General features: G+C 64.7%; 13 protein-coding genes. 7 read left to right on the plus strand and 6 right to left on the minus strand.

Annotation, left to right across the window (positions count from 1 at the left end):
• Positions 1-3: 3 nt before the first annotated feature.
• Positions 4-2,187, minus strand: a complete 2,184-nt coding sequence (locus CK228_RS30820) for a primosomal protein N' (RefSeq protein WP_095790266.1) — start codon at positions 2,185-2,187, stop codon at positions 4-6.
• Between the two features lie 90 nt (positions 2,188-2,277).
• On the opposite strand from CK228_RS30820, the gene fsa reads away from it, so the two are divergent.
• Positions 2,278-2,934, plus strand: a complete 657-nt coding sequence (gene fsa, locus CK228_RS30825) for a fructose-6-phosphate aldolase (protein ID WP_095790267.1) — start codon at positions 2,278-2,280, stop codon at positions 2,932-2,934.
• Between the two features lie 88 nt (positions 2,935-3,022).
• Here fsa and CK228_RS30830 read toward each other — a convergent pair whose 3' ends face one another.
• The 3 genes from CK228_RS30830 to leuS form a co-directional block, all read right to left on the minus strand.
• On the minus strand, positions 3,023-5,605 hold the full coding sequence (locus tag CK228_RS30830; protein WP_095790268.1) for a DNA translocase FtsK: 2,583 nt from the start codon (positions 5,603-5,605) through the stop codon (positions 3,023-3,025).
• Between the two features lie 265 nt (positions 5,606-5,870).
• Positions 5,871-6,449, minus strand: a complete 579-nt coding sequence (gene lptE / locus CK228_RS30835) for an LPS assembly lipoprotein LptE (protein ID WP_095790269.1) — start codon at positions 6,447-6,449, stop codon at positions 5,871-5,873.
• Positions 6,436-9,060 (minus strand): leucine--tRNA ligase, encoded by a 2,625-nt coding sequence (leuS, locus tag CK228_RS30840; protein WP_095775834.1) that lies wholly within the window; start codon positions 9,058-9,060, stop codon positions 6,436-6,438. The genes lptE and leuS overlap by 14 nt, the downstream gene beginning before the upstream one ends.
• Positions 9,061-9,216: 156 nt before the next feature.
• On the opposite strand from leuS, the gene CK228_RS30845 reads away from it, so the two are divergent.
• Positions 9,217-9,879, plus strand: a complete 663-nt coding sequence (locus CK228_RS30845; protein WP_095790270.1) for a YggS family pyridoxal phosphate-dependent enzyme — start codon at positions 9,217-9,219, stop codon at positions 9,877-9,879.
• Positions 9,880-9,988: 109 nt separating this feature from the next.
• Positions 9,989-11,038 (plus strand): aldo/keto reductase, encoded by a 1,050-nt coding sequence (locus CK228_RS30850; RefSeq protein ID WP_095790271.1) that lies wholly within the window; start codon positions 9,989-9,991, stop codon positions 11,036-11,038.
• Between the two features lie 50 nt (positions 11,039-11,088).
• On the opposite strand, the gene CK228_RS30855 is transcribed toward CK228_RS30850, so the two are convergent.
• The gene (locus CK228_RS30855) at positions 11,089-11,997 is read right to left on the minus strand and encodes a LysR family transcriptional regulator (protein ID WP_095790272.1); all 909 of its coding nucleotides are present in this window, start codon (positions 11,995-11,997) and stop codon (positions 11,089-11,091) included.
• 122 nt (positions 11,998-12,119) lie between these two features.
• On the opposite strand from CK228_RS30855, the gene CK228_RS30860 reads away from it, so the two are divergent.
• From CK228_RS30860 to CK228_RS30870, 3 genes are all read left to right on the plus strand, one after another.
• Positions 12,120-13,301 carry an MFS transporter gene (locus CK228_RS30860; protein WP_095790292.1) on the plus strand — a complete coding sequence of 394 codons (1,182 nt, stop codon included), beginning with the start codon at positions 12,120-12,122 and terminating at the stop codon, positions 13,299-13,301.
• A gap of 59 nt (positions 13,302-13,360) precedes the next feature.
• A complete protein-coding gene (locus CK228_RS30865; protein WP_095790273.1) occupies positions 13,361-14,395 on the plus strand; it encodes an aldo/keto reductase in 1,035 nt (344 codons plus the stop codon).
• Positions 14,396-14,501: 106 nt separating this feature from the next.
• A complete protein-coding gene (locus CK228_RS30870; RefSeq protein WP_095775839.1) occupies positions 14,502-15,014 on the plus strand; it encodes an SUKH-3 domain-containing protein in 513 nt (170 codons plus the stop codon).
• Between the two features lie 68 nt (positions 15,015-15,082).
• Here the strand turns inward: CK228_RS30870 and CK228_RS30875 are convergent, their stop codons facing one another.
• Positions 15,083-15,355: an usg protein gene (locus CK228_RS30875; protein WP_095790274.1), complete on the minus strand. Its 273-nt coding sequence runs from the start codon at positions 15,353-15,355 to the stop codon at positions 15,083-15,085.
• Between the two features lie 315 nt (positions 15,356-15,670).
• Here CK228_RS30875 and acs point away from each other — a divergent pair, with 315 nt between their 5' ends.
• Positions 15,671-17,626 (plus strand): acetate--CoA ligase, encoded by a 1,956-nt coding sequence (gene acs, locus CK228_RS30880; RefSeq protein WP_095775841.1) that lies wholly within the window; start codon positions 15,671-15,673, stop codon positions 17,624-17,626.
• Positions 17,627-17,655: the final 29 nt, after the last annotated feature.

The raw sequence follows: 17,655 nt of genomic DNA on the forward strand, positions 1-17,655 counted from the left end.
ACCTTACAAAAAGCTCTGCGGATCGATGTCGACCTGCACCCGGACCGAGCCACGCTGCTTCGGCCCGTTGGCCAGCATGGCGCGGATAAAGCCCTGCATGTCGGCGCGCCGTTCGCCCTGGATCAGCAGGCGGAAGCGGTGGCGGCCGCCGAGCAGGGACAGCGGCGCTTCCGCCGGCCCCAGCACGAACAGATCTGACGCCTCGGGCGCCGCGCGGCGCAGGCCGCGTGCATGCCCTTCCGCTTCCGCCCGCGTCACCGCGCTGACGATGACGCCGGCCAGCCGGCCGAACGGTGGCAGCGCCGCCCGCTCGCGCTCGGCGATCTCGCGTTCGTAAAAAGCCTCGGCATCGCCCGAGACTATCGCCCGCATCACCGGATGGTCGGGCTGGAAAGTCTGCAGCAGGCCGAGGCTCTTCTTGCCGGTGCGGCCTGCGCGGCCGGTCACCTGGCTGAGCAGCTGGAAGGTGCGCTCGGCGGCGCGCGGATCGCCATTGGCAAGGCCAAGATCGGCATCGACGACGCCGACCAGCGTCATGTTGGGAAAATTGTGGCCCTTGGCGACGAGCTGTGTGCCGATGACGATGTCGGCCTCGCCATCGGCGATCGCCTCCAGTTCCAGCCGCAGCCGCCGCACGCCGCCCATCAGGTCGGACGACAAGACAATGGTGCGCGCATCGGGGAAATGCGTGACGACCTCCTCGGCGATGCGCTCGACGCCCGGGCCGCAGGCGACCAGATGATCGAGCGTGCCGCATTCCGGGCAGGCTTCGGGGCGGCGCTCATTGTGCCCGCAATGATGGCAGACCAGCTGGCCGCGAAAGCGATGCTCGACCAGCCAGGCCGAACAGACCGGGCAGCCGAAACGGTGGCCGCAAACGCGGCACAGCGTTAGCGGCGCATAGCCGCGCCGGTTGAGGAACAGCAGCGACTGTTCCTTCTTCTCCAGCGTCTTGCGCATATGGTCGATCAGCACCGGCGACAGGAAGCCGCCACGCGCCGGTGGCGCGCGCCGCATGTCAATCGACTTCAGCTGCGGCAGCGCCGCCTCGGCGAAGCGGGCGGAGAGAATGGCCCTGTTGTACTTGCCCTGGCTCGCATTGACGCGGCTCTCGACCGATGGCGTCGCCGATGCCAGCACCACCGGGAAGCCGCCAATATGGCCGCGCACCACCGCCATGTCGCGCGCATTGTAGAAGACACGGTCCTCCTGCTTGTAGGCAGGGTCGTGCTCCTCGTCGACGACGATCAGGCCGAGCTCCTTGAACGGCAGGAACAGCGCCGAGCGCGCGCCGGCAACGACGCGCACCGTGCCTTCCGCCACTTGCCGCCAGACTTTTTCGCGCATCCTGGGCGGCAGGTCGGAATGCCATTCGCCCGGCTTGGCGCCGAAGCGCTGCTGGAAGCGTTCGAGGAAGGCATGGGTCAGCGCGATTTCCGGCAAAAGGATCAGCACCTGCTTGCCCCGGTCGAGTGCGGCCGCCACCGCCTCGAAATAGACCTCCGTCTTGCCAGACCCGGTGACGCCGTCGAGCAGCGCGACGTTGAAGGCGCCGGCCGCGACATTGGCGCGCAGCATCGATGCGGCGTCGCTCTGGTCCGGCATCAGTTCGGGCACGGCATAGCTCGGGTCAGGTGCTGCCACGACCGGGCGCGGCGGGATCATCACCGTCTCGAACACGCCTTGCGCCTTCAGCCCCTCGATCACCGTCGACGACACGCCGGCCGCATGCGCCAGGCCGGATCGTGTCCAGGCCAACCCGCCTTCGGCCGTTTCCAGCACGCGCGCCCGCGCATCCGTCATCCGGTCGGGAACGATAAGCGTGCGCTGCAACCCCTCGATCCAGGGTTCCGGGTCGAAGGCCTCCGGCGCTCTGAGCAGCATCCGCGCCACCATGCCCGGCGCCGACAGCGTGTATTGCGCCACCCAGTCGACGAAACGGCGCATCGAACGGTCGATCGGCGGGCACTCGAAGACCTGCTCGATCGGGCGCAGTTTTTTCGCGTCGACAGTCTCGACCGCGCCATCCCAGACGATGCCGGCAACCTGGCGCGGCCCGAGCGGCACGCGCACGATCGACCCCGGCACCACGCGCATGCCGGCCGGCACGGCATAGGTGTAGGGGCGTTCGGCAGGCATCGGCACCAGCACCGGCGCGGCTGCGACAAAGGGCGAATCTTCGATCATGAGGCGTGACCTTGCCCCGACTTTGGTCTAGATCAAAGAGCAACGCTGAACGTGCCTTCCCAAGCACGACGAAATCGTCAGGAGACCGCCATGAAATTTTTCGTCGACACCGCCGACATCAAGGAAATCCGTGAGCTGAATGATCTGGGGCTGCTCGACGGCGTCACCACCAATCCGTCGCTGATTCTCAAATCCGGCGGCAAGATCGCCGACGTCACCAAGCAGATCTGCAATATCGTCGCCGGCCCGGTCTCGGCCGAAGTCGTGGCGACCGAATACAAGGACATGATGGCGGAGGCCGAGGTGCTGGCCAAGATCGCGCCCAATGTCTGCATCAAGGTGCCGCTGACGCTGGACGGCCTGAAGGCCTGCAAGACGATCCGCACCCAGATGAACCGCATGGTCAACGTCACGCTGTGCTTCTCGGCCAACCAGGCGCTGCTCGCCGCCAAGGCCGGCGCCTCTTTCATCTCGCCTTTCGTCGGCCGCATCGACGACACCGGCTCGGACGGCATGGAGCTGATCCAGGAGATCCGCCAGATCTACGACAATTACGATTTCCAGACCGAGATCCTGACCGCTTCGGTGCGCACGGTGAACCACGTCAAGCAAGCGGCCCTGATCGGCGCCGACGTCATCACCGCGCCGCCGGCGACGCTGAAGGCGCTGGTCAACCATCCGCTGACCGACAAGGGTCTCGCCGCCTTCCTCGCAGACTGGGCCAAGACCGGCCAGAAGATCGGCTGAGATCGCACTGCTTCAATGAGAAAAGGCCGGGCGACCGGCCTTTTTTATTATGTGTCGGGAGAAGCCAGACCGCCGCAAGGGCCGCCGATCATTCCGTGCCGTCCTCGTCGGGCGCGGCTGCCGGCGGGCGCCGGCCCATGATGATTTCGCGCTTGCCGACATGGTTGGGCGCGCCGACCAGGCCTTCCTTCTCCATGCGCTCGACCAGGGATGCGGCCCGGTTGTAGCCTATGCCGAGACGGCGCTGGATGTAGGACGTCGAACACTTCTTGTCGCGCACCACCACCTTGACCGCCTCGTCATAGCTGGAATCGCCGTCCTCGGCGGCGACCGATCCCTTGTCGAAGACCGCGCCCTGGTCGTCCTCGACTTCTTCCTCGTCCTCGTCGGCGGTCACCGTCTCCAGATATTCCGGGCGGCCCTGCGCCTTCAGATGCGCCACGACATGTTCGACCTCGGCGTCGGAGACGAAGGGGCCATGCACGCGCGAAATGCGCCCGCCACCCATCATGTGCAGCATGTCGCCCTGGCCGAGCAGCTGTTCGGCGCCCTGCTCGCCCAGGATGGTGCGGCTGTCGATCTTGGAGGTGACCTGGAAGGAGATGCGGGTCGGGAAGTTGGCCTTGATCGTGCCGGTGATGACGTCGACCGAGGGGCGTTGCGTTGCCATGATCAGATGGATGCCGGCCGCGCGTGCCATCTGCGCCAGGCGCTGGATGGCGCCTTCGATCTCCTTGCCGGCGACCATCATCAGGTCGGCCATCTCGTCAACGATGACGACGATGTAGGGCATCGGCGCAAGATCGATTTCCTGCTGCTCGAACAGCGGCTCGCCGGTGCCCTTTTCGAAGCCGGTCTGCACGGTCATGACGACCGCCTCGCCCTTGTCGCGGGCCTGGGCGGCGCGCTCATTGTAGCCGTCGATGTTGCGCACGCCGAGCCGCGCCATCTTGCGATAGCGGTCCTCCATCTCGCGCACCGCCCATTTGAGCGCGGTGACGGCCTTCTTGGGATCGGTGACGACGGGCGTCAGAAGATGCGGGATGCCGTCATAGACCGAGAGTTCCAGCATCTTCGGATCGACCATGATCAGCCGGCATTCTTCCGGCTTCAGCCGGTAGAGCAGCGACAGGATCATGGTGTTGATGGCGACCGACTTGCCGGAGCCGGTGGTGCCGGCGACCAGCAGATGCGGCATCTTCGCCAGTTCGGCGATGACGGGCTCGCCGCCGATCGTCTTGCCGAGGCAAAGCGCCAGCTTGCAGCTGGTCTTGCGGAAGCCCTGCGATTCGATCAGTTCGCGGAAATAGACGGTCTCGCGCGTCTCGTTCGGCAGCTCGATGCCGATGACGTTGCGGCCGGGCACGACGGCGACGCGCGCCGAAATCGCCGACATGGAGCGGGCGATATCATCGGCAAGACCGATGACGCGAGACGATTTGACGCCCGGCGCCGGCTCGAACTCATAGAGGGTGACGACCGGACCCGGGCGAACGTGGATGATCTCGCCGCGCACGCCGAAATCCTCGAGCACGCTCTCCAGGAGATCGGCATTCTGCTCGAGCCGCTCCTGCGACATATAGAAGCCCTGCCCTTCCGGCGGCTGCTGCAGCAGCTCTTCCGAGGGAAGTTCGTACGCCTCGCCCGTCGTGGCTGGCACGATCTTGCCGGCCAAAGGCAGCGGCGAAGAGGCGCGCCCGGCCGGAACCTGCACGGTGTCCTCGGCGCCTTGCGCCGGAGCGGCATTGCCCGCGACGGCGGGCACTGCGACCCGCGCCTGGGTTCGCTTCGGCACACCACCCGCCGCCGGCTGAACCACCGCTTCGTTGGAGTTGGCCGGACGGACATCCGACGAGGCGGACGAGGCCTGCTGGCCTGGAAGGCAGTCGATGACACGGAACAACGCGGTCGGGTCGGCCGTCGGCGCGGCGCGAACATCGACCTGTCCGGCGGCGACCGGCGCGGCGGCGCGCTGAACCGGGACGGCTCGCGACGCGGGCGACGAACCTTCGATCATGTAAGGCGCCATGAGCTCGAAGAAGACGTGATCCGACAGGTAGGGCCAGCGGACGGTTTCACGGCCTGTTGTCTTGACCGGCGCCGCCATTTCCTGGGCAGACGCCGCCGGTGCGGATGCACGTACCGGCGCAGCGGTCCCCGGACCGGCCGTCACGAGGGTCCGCGCCTTTTCGCTGGCATGCCTTGGCGGAACGGATGCCGAGGCCGGTGATCTTTCATGCATCACAGCTTTGTTGCCGGCGGGCGGCCGGGCGGTTTCCAAAGCGGCGTTCCGGCTTTTCATCGCCGCCGACAATGACGGGGACGGGACCACGGACGACGGCGCAGCCGCGGCAGGCTGTGCGACGGCTTGCCGCGCCGGCGGCGCCGGCGATTCGCCTTGCTCGGAGGTGATCTGGCGCGGATGGCGTGCGCTGGCTTCGTAGTCCGGCGTGCGGGTAAACCGCACATTGGGCGCCAGGAAGAAATACTCCTGCCAGGCGGGACTTTCATTGCCGCCGAGATCGACAGGTGGCGGGAAATTGCCGCCCGCGGTCGCGCCGGGCGGCTGGCTGTCCACCTTGCCGCTCACGCCGTTGAAACGCTTTCCCTCGGGGTCATCGGGCGAAGCTGGCTTCAATGAATTGACCCGAGGAAAACGCTTGGATTCCATTCTCAAGACTCACTCTGAAATGTCCGCTGAGCAATAGGGAGCGAGTGGTTAACAGTTGCTTCCCGCCAGCGCTTTTGGAGCGGTCGAAACGTATCTTTCGCGGCGATGTGAGGTGATCGGAATTCGAGCGGCTGATCCTCGTTCAACGGTCGCCCGCGCATCCCAATGCATCGGGCCAAAGGCGAGTTGAAAATATGCCGCCCGGCCGCTGCGAGGCGACCGGACACCAGGATCGAGATGGTGTTTCCGTGAAAAGAAGGTGGCGCTAGCTGGCCGCCTTGCCGTGCCTGACCAGATCCTGGGCGATGGACAGCTGCAGCGCCTCGGCCAGTTCGCGCGCGGCGCGGTTCTCGGCGTCGATCTGCGCCCTGTACGAGGCAAATTCCTGGCGCGGCCTGTCGAAGGACGAGGTAATCGAGCGCTTGCCGACGGTGACGACGGCGCCAGTTTTCGCATCGGTCAGCGTATAGTTGGCGGTCAGCGTCACCGCGCCGGCGGTCGGCTCGTCCTCATCGGTGCCGACCTGCACGAGGGCCGAGGATTCAACAGCTTCGGCCACGCTGAGATTAAGCGAATAAAGCGGCGACGCCGGTTCTCCGGCGCCCCGCCCGAAGCCGAAGATCAGATTGTTACGCACCTGCTGGGCATAACGCGTCCTGACCGGCTTGATGGCGATCGACGCCAGCTCGGCATTGGCGGTCGAGCCCGTCGACAATGGCGCGTTGGAATAGAGCGGCCGTACCGTGCAGGCCGAAACCAGAGCCAGCGAGCCGACAAGGCCGGCGAGCGCGAAGCGGCGCAGCAGACGGCTCAGCTCTGTCTTTTCCCGATCAGGCAACGACATTGACGATCCTCTGCGGTACGATGATCACCTTGCGCGGAGCCTTACCTTCGAGTGCTTTCTGCACGAAGTCGAGAGCCAATACCGCTTTTTCGACCGCACCTTGGTCCGCGTCGCGGGCAATTGTCAAATCCCCCCGCTTCTTGCCGTTGACCTGCACCGGATAGGTCACTTCGTTGTCGACGACCAGCGCCGGATCGAAGACCGGCCATGGCCGTTCGGCGACCAGATCGGTGCCGCCGAGCGTCTCCCAGCACTCTTCTGCCAGATGCGGCATCACTGGCGCGATCAGATGCACCAGGATCTCAACCGCCTGGCGGGAGGCGCTCTGCAGTGCCGGATCGGCCTTGCCTTCCGCCACCTGGTTGAGCGGCGTGGTCAGCACATTGGCCAGTTCATAGATGCGGGCGATGGCGCGGTTGAAGCCGAGCTTCTCGATGTCCTCGCCGACCGCCTTCAGGATCTTGTGCGTGGCCTTCGACACCGCTCCCGCCTCGCCGGCGTCGGCCGCCGCGGGCTTGACGCCCGCCAGCGTCTCGGCCGCCGTCGACACCAGCCGCCAGATGCGCTGCATGAAGCGGTGCGCGCCGGCGGCGCCATCGTCGGTCCACTCGACATCGCGCTCGGGCGGCGAATCCGACAGCATGAACCAGCGCGCCGTGTCGGCGCCGTAGCCGTCGGTAATGTCTTCCGGGCTCACCGTGTTCTTCTTCGACTTCGACATCTTCTCCAGCGGGCCGATGGTGACAGCCTCGCCGGTGGCGATGTCGAAGGCGCGGCGTTCGCCGTCGACGCCCTCCAGCCGCACTTCGGTCGGCGCCAGCCAGCGGCCGTTCGAAGCCGATCCGACGCGGTAGGTCTCGTGCACCACCATGCCTTGCGTGAACAGGCCCTTGAACGGCTCGGCCAGATCGACATGGCCGGTCTCGCGCATGGCGCGGGTGAAGAAGCGCGAATAGAGCAGATGCAGGATCGCATGCTCGATGCCGCCGATATACTGGTCCACCGGCAGCCATTCGTTCGCCGCCCTGGGATCGGTCGGCTCATGCGCCCAGGGCGCGGTGAAGCGGGCGAAATACCAGGACGAATCGACGAACGTGTCCATCGTATCGGTCTCGCGCCGCGCGTCCTTGCCGCATTGCGGGCACTTCACATGCCGCCAGGTCGGATGCCGGTCGAGCGGGTTGCCCGGCCGGTCGAAATCGACATCGTCGGGCAGCTTGACCGGCAGGTCGGCCTTCGGCACGGGCACCACGCCGCAATCCTCGCAATGGATCATCGGGATCGGGCAGCCCCAGTAGCGCTGGCGCGAAATGCCCCAGTCGCGCAGGCGGAAATTCACCTTGCGCTCGGCCATCGGCCTGTTGCCGATCGTCTTCTGCTCCAGCAGCTTCGCCACCTCGTCGAAGGCGCGGTCCGGCTTCATGCCGTCGAGGAAGCGTGAATTGATCATCACCCCGTCGTCGACATACGCTTCTTCCGTGATCTGGAACGACTTCGCATCGCCGCCTTCCGGCATCACCACCGGGATCACCGGCAGGCCGTATTTGTTGGCGAAGTCGAGGTCGCGCTGGTCGCCGGACGGACAGCCGAATATGGCGCCGGTGCCGTATTCCATCAGCACGAAATTGGCGACGTAGACGGGCAGCGTCCAGCTGTCGTCGAAGGGATGGACGACGCGGATGCCGGTGTCGAAACCCTTCTTCTCGGCCGTCTCAAGTGCGGCCACCGACGTGCCCATATGGCGGACCTCGTCGATGAACTTCGCCAGCGCCGGATTGGTCTCGGCGGCCTTTTTGGCCAGCGGGTGATCGGCGGCGACGGCCATGAAGGAGGCACCGAAGATGGTGTCGGGCCGCGTCGTGTAGACTTCCAGCTCATGCTCGCCGGCAACGTCAGAGGCCAAAGGCCAGCGGATCAGCAGGCCTTCCGAACGGCCGATCCAGTTCTGCTGCATCAGCTTCACTTTTTCCGGCCATTCGTCGAGGCCGTCGAGCGAATCCAGCAGGTCCTGCGCAAAGTCGGTGATCTTGAAGAACCACTGCGTCAGTTCGCGCTGTTCGACCAGCGCTCCGGAGCGCCAGCCGCGCCCGTCGATGACCTGCTCGTTGGCGAGCACCGTCATATCCTCCGGGTCCCAGTTGACCTTGGAGGATTTGCGCGTCACCAGCCCCTTCTCGACGAAATCGAGGAACAGCATCTGCTGGCGGTGGTAGTAGTCGACGTCGCAGGTCGCGAATTCGCGCGCCCAGTCCAGCGACAGGCCCATGACCTTGAGCTGCTCGCGCATGGTGGCGATGTTCTGGTAGGTCCATTCCTTGGGGTGGACCTTGTTCTGCATCGCTGCGTTTTCGGCCGGCATGCCGAAGGCGTCCCAGCCCATCGGATGCAGCACGTTGAACCCCTTGGCCCGCTTGTAGCGCGCCACCACGTCGCCCATCGTGTAATTGCGGGTGTGACCGATATGGATGCGCCCCGACGGATAGGGGAACATCTCCAGCACATAGTATTTCGGCTTCGGGTCGTCATTGCGCGCTTCGAACAGCTTCTTTTCGGCCCAGGCCTTCTGCCATTTGGGTTCTGACGCGCGCGGATTGTATCGTTCGGTTGCCATGGGACGTTTTTCACTTAAAAGCAGGCGCGAACCGCGGGCGACTGGCTCCGCGGTTCAGGGAATGTGGTCCGGGTGTTCACCATGGTTTGGCAAACCCGTCAACCATATGGGCATCGCGGCGGCTAAAAACGCGGGTCAAAACAGCGGGATTTGCACATGGGTGACACCGTTCAGCAGTTTTTCGCGGTCAAGGCGAAGATCGCCGCCGCCGAGCAGGAGGCCCGCCGCGAGGCCGGCGCGGTGACGCTGGTGGCCGTCTCCAAGACCTTTGACGCCGCCGACATCCGGCCGGTGATCGAGGCCGGCCAACGGGTCTTCGGCGAGAACCGCGTGCAGGAAGCGCAAGCCAAATGGCCCGATCTGAAGCAGGCTTTTCCTGACATCGAGTTGCATCTCATCGGTCCGCTGCAATCGAACAAGGCCAAGGAAGCGGTGGCGCTGTTCGACGTCATCGAAACGATCGACCGCGAGAAAATCGCCGCCGAACTCGCCAAGGAAATCGCCAGGCAAGGCCGCGCACCGAAGCTCTATGTCCAGGTCAACACCGGCTCCGAGCCGCAGAAGGCCGGCATCGAGCCGCGCGCGGCGATCGCCTTCGTCGCCCGCTGCCGCGATGTCCACGGCCTCGCCATAGAAGGGCTTATGTGCATCCCCCCGGCCGACGAAAATCCCGGTCCGCATTTCGCCCTGCTGGAAAAGCTTGCCCGCGAGGCCGGCGTCGCCAAACTGTCGATGGGCATGTCCGGTGACTACGAGACGGCCATCGCCTTCGGCGCCACCAGCGTCAGGGTCGGCTCGGCGATCTTCGGCAGCCGCTGATACGCACGCCTTTGGGCCAGTTCGGCAAGCCGGCTGCGCCACCACTTGAAACGAAACGTACCGTTCCTATTTGTTTTGTGTCATCACACATTTCTCCTGGAGCTTCGCCATGCGTTACAACCAGCTTGGAAATACGGGGATGTTCGTCTCCGAACTGTGCCTCGGCACCATGACCTTCGGCGCCGCCGGCCAGAATGCCCAATGGGGGCTGATCGCCAGCCTCGACCAGAAGGGCGTCAACGAGATCGTCGGCCGCTCGATCGCCGCCGGCGTCAATTTCTTCGACACGGCCGACGTCTACTCCTTCGGCGAGTCCGAGCGCCTGCTCGGCCAGTCGCTCAGGGACCTCGGCGTCAAACGGTCGGACGTCGTCATCGCCACCAAGGTGCATGGCGCCATGGGCCAGGGTCCGAACGAGCGCGGCTCCTCGCGCGGCCACATCATGGATTCGGTCGATGCCAGCCTCGAACGGCTGCAGCTCGACCATATCGATCTCTATCAGCTGCACGGCACCGACGCGGTGACGCCGATCGACGAGACGCTACGGGCGCTGGACGACCTCGTTGCCAGCGGCAAGGTCCGCTATGTCGGCGTTTCCAACTGGGCGGCATGGCGCATCGCCAAGGCGCTCGGCATCGCCGACCGCAAGGACTTCGCCCGCTTCGAGACCATCCAGTCCTACTATTCGATCGCCGGCCGCGACCTTGAGCGCGAGATCGTGCCGCTCATCAGCGAAGAAAAACTCGGCCTGATGGTGTGGTCGCCGATGGCGGGCGGCCTGCTTTCCGGCAAGTACGGTCCTGGCGCGCCCGGCAATGGCGAGGGCCGCCGTGCGTCCTTCAACTTCCCGCCGGTCAACGAGGACCGCGCCTGGGCGGCCGTCGCCGTCATGCGCGAGATCGCCAAGAAGCATGACGTCAGCGTTGCCACGGTGGCGCTCGGCTATGTCCTGGCCAAGCCCTTCGTGATGAGCGTCATCATCGGCGCCAGCCGCATGGACCAGCTCGAACAGAACCTCGCCGCGGCTGAAGTGAAGCTCGACGCGGACGATCTCGCCAGGCTCGACGAGGTCAGCGCGCTGCCATCCGAATATCCCGGCTGGATGCTGGAGCGCCAGGCGGCTGGCCGTCGCCCGGCGCCGTTCGTGCCGAAAGCATAGTAGCTGCCAGCGCAGTTATCTCGGGAGCCCGGCGGCTCCCGAGTGTCCTGTCAGGCCAGCCGCACACTCTCTCCCAGAAAATCGAGAAAGGCCCGCACCCGCGCCGGCAGATGCCGGCCCTGGCCGACATAGACGGCGTGGGTCGCCTCCTCGTCGCCCGGATTGAAATCCTCCAGCAGCGCCACTAGCCGCCCGGCAGCGATATCGGCCGCGACATGCCAGCGCGCCAGCCGGGAGATGCCCGCTCCGGCCAGCGTCATCAGCCGCATCGCCTCGCCGTCGCTGACCAGCGTGTTGCCGGTGATCGGGACCATGACCGCGTTGCCGGCAGCGTCGACAAACGGCCAGCCATCAATGTGCCTGACGAAGCCGAAGCCCATGCGATTATGCCCATCGAGATCGGCCGGCGTCAGCGGCTTGCCATGCGCTTCGAGATAGGACGGGGCCGCTACCACCACCACCGGGCTTTGCCCGAGCTTGCGTGCCACCAGCCGCGATTCGCCGAGCGGCCCGGCGCGGATGGCGACATCGGCGCGTTCGGCCATCAGGTCGATGACGCTGTCGGTCAGCACCAGATCGACCGAAATTTCGGGATAGCGTTCGAGGAAGCGCGGCAACAGCGGGATCAGCCGGTGCACGCCGAAGGGCACGTAGGTGTTGACGCGCAGCCGCCCGCGCGGTGCGGCACCCGCCGCCGCCTCGCGCTCGGCCGCGGCCATGTCGGCCAGGATACGCAATCCGCTGTCGTAGAACGCCGTTCCCTCCGGCGTCAGCTGCAGCTTGCGTGTCGAGCGGCTGACCAGCCGCGCGCCGAGCCGGGCTTCCAGACGCGCGATCAGCTTGCTGACGGCTGATGGCGTCATGCGCAACATGCGCGCAGCCGCCGAGAAGCTACCCGCCTCGACCACGCGCACAAACACTTCGACCTCGCCGGAGCGGTTGATGTCGGGTCTGGCCATTTGTGAATCTATTTCACAGAAAATGTGCCCATCGCAAGTCTGGTTCACAGTGCATGGCGACACGATCTTTTGGCTCGGAGCGCGGTTTGGACAAGGCGCTCGTCGCCAAAGTGGGAACTGCCATGCCTCTTGCTCTCTACGTCCTCGCCGCCGGTGCCTTTGGCATTGGCGTCACCGAATTCGTCATCATGGGTCTGCTCATCGACGTCAGCAAGGACCTCGGCGTCTCGATCTCGGCCGCCGGCCAGCTCATTTCGGGCTATGCGCTGGGTGTCGTCATCGGCGCGCCGCTGCTCACCATCGCCACCGGCAACTGGCCGCGCAAGACCGTGCTGCTGGCGCTGATGGCGATCTTCACGCTGGGCAATCTCGCCTGTGCGCTGGCGCCCGATTATTGGACCCTGATGGGCGCGCGGATCATCACCGCCTTTGCCCATGGCACGTTCTTCGGCGTCGGTTCTGTCGTCGCCACCGGCCTGGTCGCGCCCAACAAGAAGGCGTCGGCGATCGCGCTGATGTTCACCGGGCTCACCATCGCCAATATCCTCGGCGTGCCCTTCGGCACCTGGCTCGGCCAGGCCTTCGGCTGGCGCGCGACCTTCTGGGCGGTGACCTTGGTCGGCCTGGCGGCGTTCGCCGTCATCCTGGCCCTGGTGCCACGCAGCGAGGTCGCGCCCGAGAGGAGCGACCTGCGCGCCGACCTTGCCGTGCTGCGCCGCACGCCGGTCCTGCTCGGCCTCGCCACCACCGTGCTCGGCTATGCCGGCGTCTTTGCCGTCTTCACCTACATCGCTCCGCTGTTGACCGAGATCAGCGGCTTCAAGGAAGCCGCCGTGTCGCCGATCCTGCTCGTCTTCGGCGGCGGCCTCATCGCCGGCAACCTCGCCGGCGGCAAGGTCGCCGACCGCTGGCTGGTGCCGGCGGTGCTGGGCAGCCTCGTGGTGCTCGCCGTAGTGCTGGCGACCATGAGCTTCGCCATCCACAGCCAGGTCATGGCCGTCATCTATGTCGGCCTGCTCGGCGCCGCCGCCTTCGGCACCGTGGCGCCGCTGCAGATGTGGGTGCTGGACAAGGCGCAAGGCGCCGGCCAGAGCCTTGCCTCCTCCTTCAACATCGCCGCCTTCAATCTCGGCAATGCCGCTGGCGCCTGGCTCGGCGGCGCGGTCATCGCCGATGGCCTTGGGCTGGGTTCGCTCACCTGGGTGGCCGCCTTGCTGCCGGTCGCGGCACTCGCCGTGGCCGGACTGACCCTGCGCCTCGATCGCGCCAACGCGCTCGGCGCGCCCGTCTCCGTCCGGCCCTGACGCTCGTCGACAGACGGGATTTTTTCGACACCCCTTTCCAAACCACCAGGAGTAAGAAAATGGACTATCGACGTCTCGGCGCATCGGGCCTGAAAGTGCCCGCACTCTCATTTGGCGCGGGAACCTTTGGCGGCTCCGGTCCGCTGTTCGGCGCCTGGGGCAACAGCGACGCCAGGGAAGCGCGGCGGCTGGTCGACATCTGCCTGGAATCCGGCGTCAATCTGTTCGACACCGCCGACGTCTATTCGAACGGCGCCTCGGAAGAGGTGCTCGGCGAAGCCATCAAGGGCCGGCGCGATGCCGTGCTGATCTCGACCAAGACGTCCTTGCCGATGGGTGATGGGCCGGCCGACTACGGCTCTTCCCGTTCACGACTGATCAAATCCGTGGACGCCGCGCTGAAGCGCCTCGGCACCGACTATATCGACCTGTTGCAACTGCACGCCTTCGATGCCGGCACGCCGATCGAGGAAGTGCTGTCGACCCTGGACGAGCTCGTGCGCGCCGGCAAGCTGCGCTATGTCGGCGTCTCCAACTTCTCCGGCTGGCAGGTGATGAAGTCGCTGGCGGAGGCCGACAAGCACGGTTATCCGCGTTACGTCGCGCACCAGGTCTACTATTCGCTGGTCGGCCGCGACTATGAGTGGGAACTGATGGCGCTCGGCCTCGACCAGGGCGTCGGCGCGCTGGTGTGGAGCCCGCTCGGATGGGGGCGGCTGACCGGCAAGATCCGCCGCGGCCAGCCGCTGCCGGAAAAGAGCCGGCTGCATGACACCGCAAGCTTCGGCCCGCCGGTCGAGGACGAACATCTCTACCGGGTGATGGACGCGCTGGACGCGGTGGCGCGGGAAACCGGGAGGACCGTGCCGCAGATCGCCATCAACTGGCTGTTGCAGCGCCCGACCGTTTCCTCCGTCATCATCGGCGCCCGCAACGAGGAACAATTGCGCCAGAACCTCGGCGCCGTCGGCTGGGCCTTGACGCCCGAACAGGTGAAGAAACTCGACGCGGCAAGCGAAGTGACAGCGCCCTATCCGTATTTCCCCTATCGCCGCCAGGAAGGTTTTGCCCGGCTCAACCCGCCGGCGGTGTGAAAAGGGACTACAGGGAACTGACAACAAGAGACTATTCGCCCACCACTAGGCTAACGTCCGCAGTCGACCTATTGCGGACGTTAGGATCACTGCTCATAGTCGCGCAATGATGACCCTACCGCCTGCTGTTTTGCCGATCTTTGCCGCAGCCGGGTGGTTTCCTGGGCGCAAAGTTCCCGTGTCTCCAACAGTCCCGGCTGGTCATCCGGTAGCTGCCATTCTCAGCGAGTTCGATGGCCTTAAGGTCGGTGAGACCGGTTCTGGGATCGAGTGCGCCCGAAGCGATATCAGCTTTTGGTGGTCTCCAGACGAAGGCTACGAAGAAATTTTCGAGATTGAAGCCCTGCTTCAGACCAAGCTGGCCTGCTTTGCAGCGGCTCACAATTATCACGTAAGCCTGTATGTCGATGGAGGAGGCCGGGTGTTTGTCGTGTCTCCGAGTATGCCTGGCATAGGTTTTATGGGCAGTACCTTTGGTGAAGCAATGGAGCGCACCCTGCTAGGTCTGAGGGCGTCACCCCTTCTTCTGCCATCGCATGACAAAGTGTCATGGTATGGCGAGGTACTTCTACGTGGAAACCCTCGGATCCTGAGCATCGAAGAGTTGATGACGGGATAGGGGCGACCTGGTCGGCCCTATCCATCCCATCTCGGCCATCGATGGCAGACGGTTCATCGAGCTTTGTGTTAATGCAGCACGAACTCGCCATCCACCTTGCGCCATTCGTTCGGCGCGATCAGCTTCTGGTGCGTGTAGACGACCGAGTGCAGCGGCCCGTCGAGCTTGGCCTTCCAGAATTCGATGAATTTGATCAGCACCGGAAACGTCGGAGCGATGTCGTAGTCCTGCCAGATGAAGCTCTGCAGCAGGTGGGGATGGTCGGGGAAATGATAGAGAATCTTGGCCGTGGTCAGGCCATAGCCTTTGAGCATCAGGTCTATTTCGGCATGGTCGCGCATTGCTGCCCCCTTGGCGGTCCCTTGGTTGAGTCTCCTTTCCTCCCAACGTCAGATTGTGCGCGCCGTTGCTTAACTGTCTATTGATTTTTCCTGATCGAAACAGGCTTTTCGACGCGAAAACATACAGTTAGCAGCGAGCTAAGCTGAGTGCTGACAACGTCCGCCAATGCCCCTGCGGCATCCCGCCACGCAAATCCAACGTCTAATATTGCCGTAACGCCGGAACTGGTAATAATGCCGCCGAATTCGCGGCCGCTTCGCCGCGATCCAGCCGGCGGTTCAAGCCGGCGGATTGGTTTGGGAGGAAAGTCAGGAATGTCCGAGGTTCATGTCCATCGCGTCCAGCCGGCGTGGAAGAAGAACGCGCTGATCGACAACGACACCTACCTGAAATGGTATGCCGACAGCATCAAGAACCCGGACAAGTTCTGGGGCAAGCACGGCAAGCGCATCGACTGGTTCAAGCCGTTCAGCAAGGTCAAGAACACCTCCTTCGACGGCAAGGTCGCGATCAAATGGTTCGAGGACGGGCTGACCAATGTCTCGTACAATTGCATCGACCGCCATCTGAAGAAGCGTGGCAACCAGACCGCCATCATCTGGGAAGGCGACAACCCCTACGACGACAAGAAAATTACCTACAACGAGCTCTACGAGCACGTTTGCCGGCTCGCCAATGTGATGAAGAAGCACGGCGTCAAGAAGGGCGACCGCGTCACCATCTACATGCCGATGATCCCGGAAGCCGCCTATGCGATGCTGGCCTGCACGCGTATAGGCGCCATCCATTCGATCGTCTTCGGCGGCTTCTCGCCCGATGCGCTGGCCGGCCGCATCGTCGACTGCGAATCGACCTTCGTCATCACATCAGATGAGGGCCTGCGCGGCGGCAAGTCGATTCCGCTGAAGGAGAACACCGACAAGGCGATCGACATCGCCGCCAAGAACTTCGTCATGGTGAAGAACGTCCTCGTCGTGCGCCGCACCGGCGGCAAGATCGGCTGGGCGCCGGGCCGCGACCTCTGGTATCACGACGAGGTCGCGACGGTGAAGGCCGAGTGCAAGCCCGAGAAGATGAAAGCGGAAGACCCGCTGTTCATCCTTTACACCTCAGGCTCGACCGGCAAGCCGAAGGGCGTGCTGCACACCACCGCCGGCTATCTCGTCTATGCCTCGATGACGCACCAATATGTCTTCGACTACCATGACGGCGACATCTACTGGTGCACCGCCGATGTCGGCTGGGTCACCGGCCACAGCTACATCGTCTATGGCCCGCTCGCCAACGGCGCCACCACGCTGATGTTCGAGGGCGTGCCGAACTACCCCTCGCAGGCGCGCTTCTGGGAAGTCATCGACAAGCACAAGGTCAACATCTTCTACACCGCCCCGACCGCGCTGCGCGCGCTGATGGGCGCCGGCAACGATCCGGTCAAGAAGACCTCGCGCAAATCGCTGCGCGTGCTCGGTTCGGTCGGCGAGCCGATCAACCCGGAAGCCTGGGAGTGGTATTTCAACGTCGTCGGCAACGGCAAGGTGCCGATCGTCGACACCTGGTGGCAGACCGAGACCGGCGGCATCCTGATCACGCCGCTGCCGGGCGCCACCGACCTCAAGCCCGGCTCGGCGACGCGGCCCTTCTTCGGCGTCAAGCCGCAGCTGGTCGACGGCGAAGGCAAGGTGCTGGAAGGGGCGGCCGACGGCAATCTCTGCATCACCGATTCCTGGCCGGGCCAGATGCGCACCGTCTATGGCGATCACGACCGTTTCGTGCAGACCTATTTTTCCACCTACAAGGGGAAGTATTTCACTGGTGACGGCTGCAGGCGCGACGCCGACGGCTACTACTGGATCACCGGCCGTGTCGACGACGTCATCAACGTCTCCGGCCACCGCATGGGTACGGCGGAAGTCGAATCGGCGCTGGTCAGCCATGACACGGTGTCCGAGGCCGCCGTCGTCGGCTATCCGCACGACATCAAGGGCCAGGGCATCTACAGCTACGTCACCTTGATGAAGGGGGTGGGGCCGACCGAGGAACTGCGCAAGGAGCTCATCGCCCACGTCCGCAAGGAGATCGGCGCCATCGCTTCGCCCGACAAGATCCAGTTCGCTCCCGGCCTGCCCAAGACACGCTCGGGCAAGATCATGCGCCGCATCCTGCGCAAGATAGCCGAGGACGATTTCGCCACCCTGGGCGACACCTCGACACTCGCCGATCCGGCCGTCGTTGACGATCTCATCGCCAACCGGCAGAACAAGAAAGGCTGAAAACGACTGGTCGAAGGTCGCGGGAAGCC

The organism is Mesorhizobium sp. WSM4312, from assembly GCF_002294875.1.
Taxonomy (GTDB): Bacteria; Pseudomonadota; Alphaproteobacteria; order Rhizobiales; family Rhizobiaceae; genus Mesorhizobium.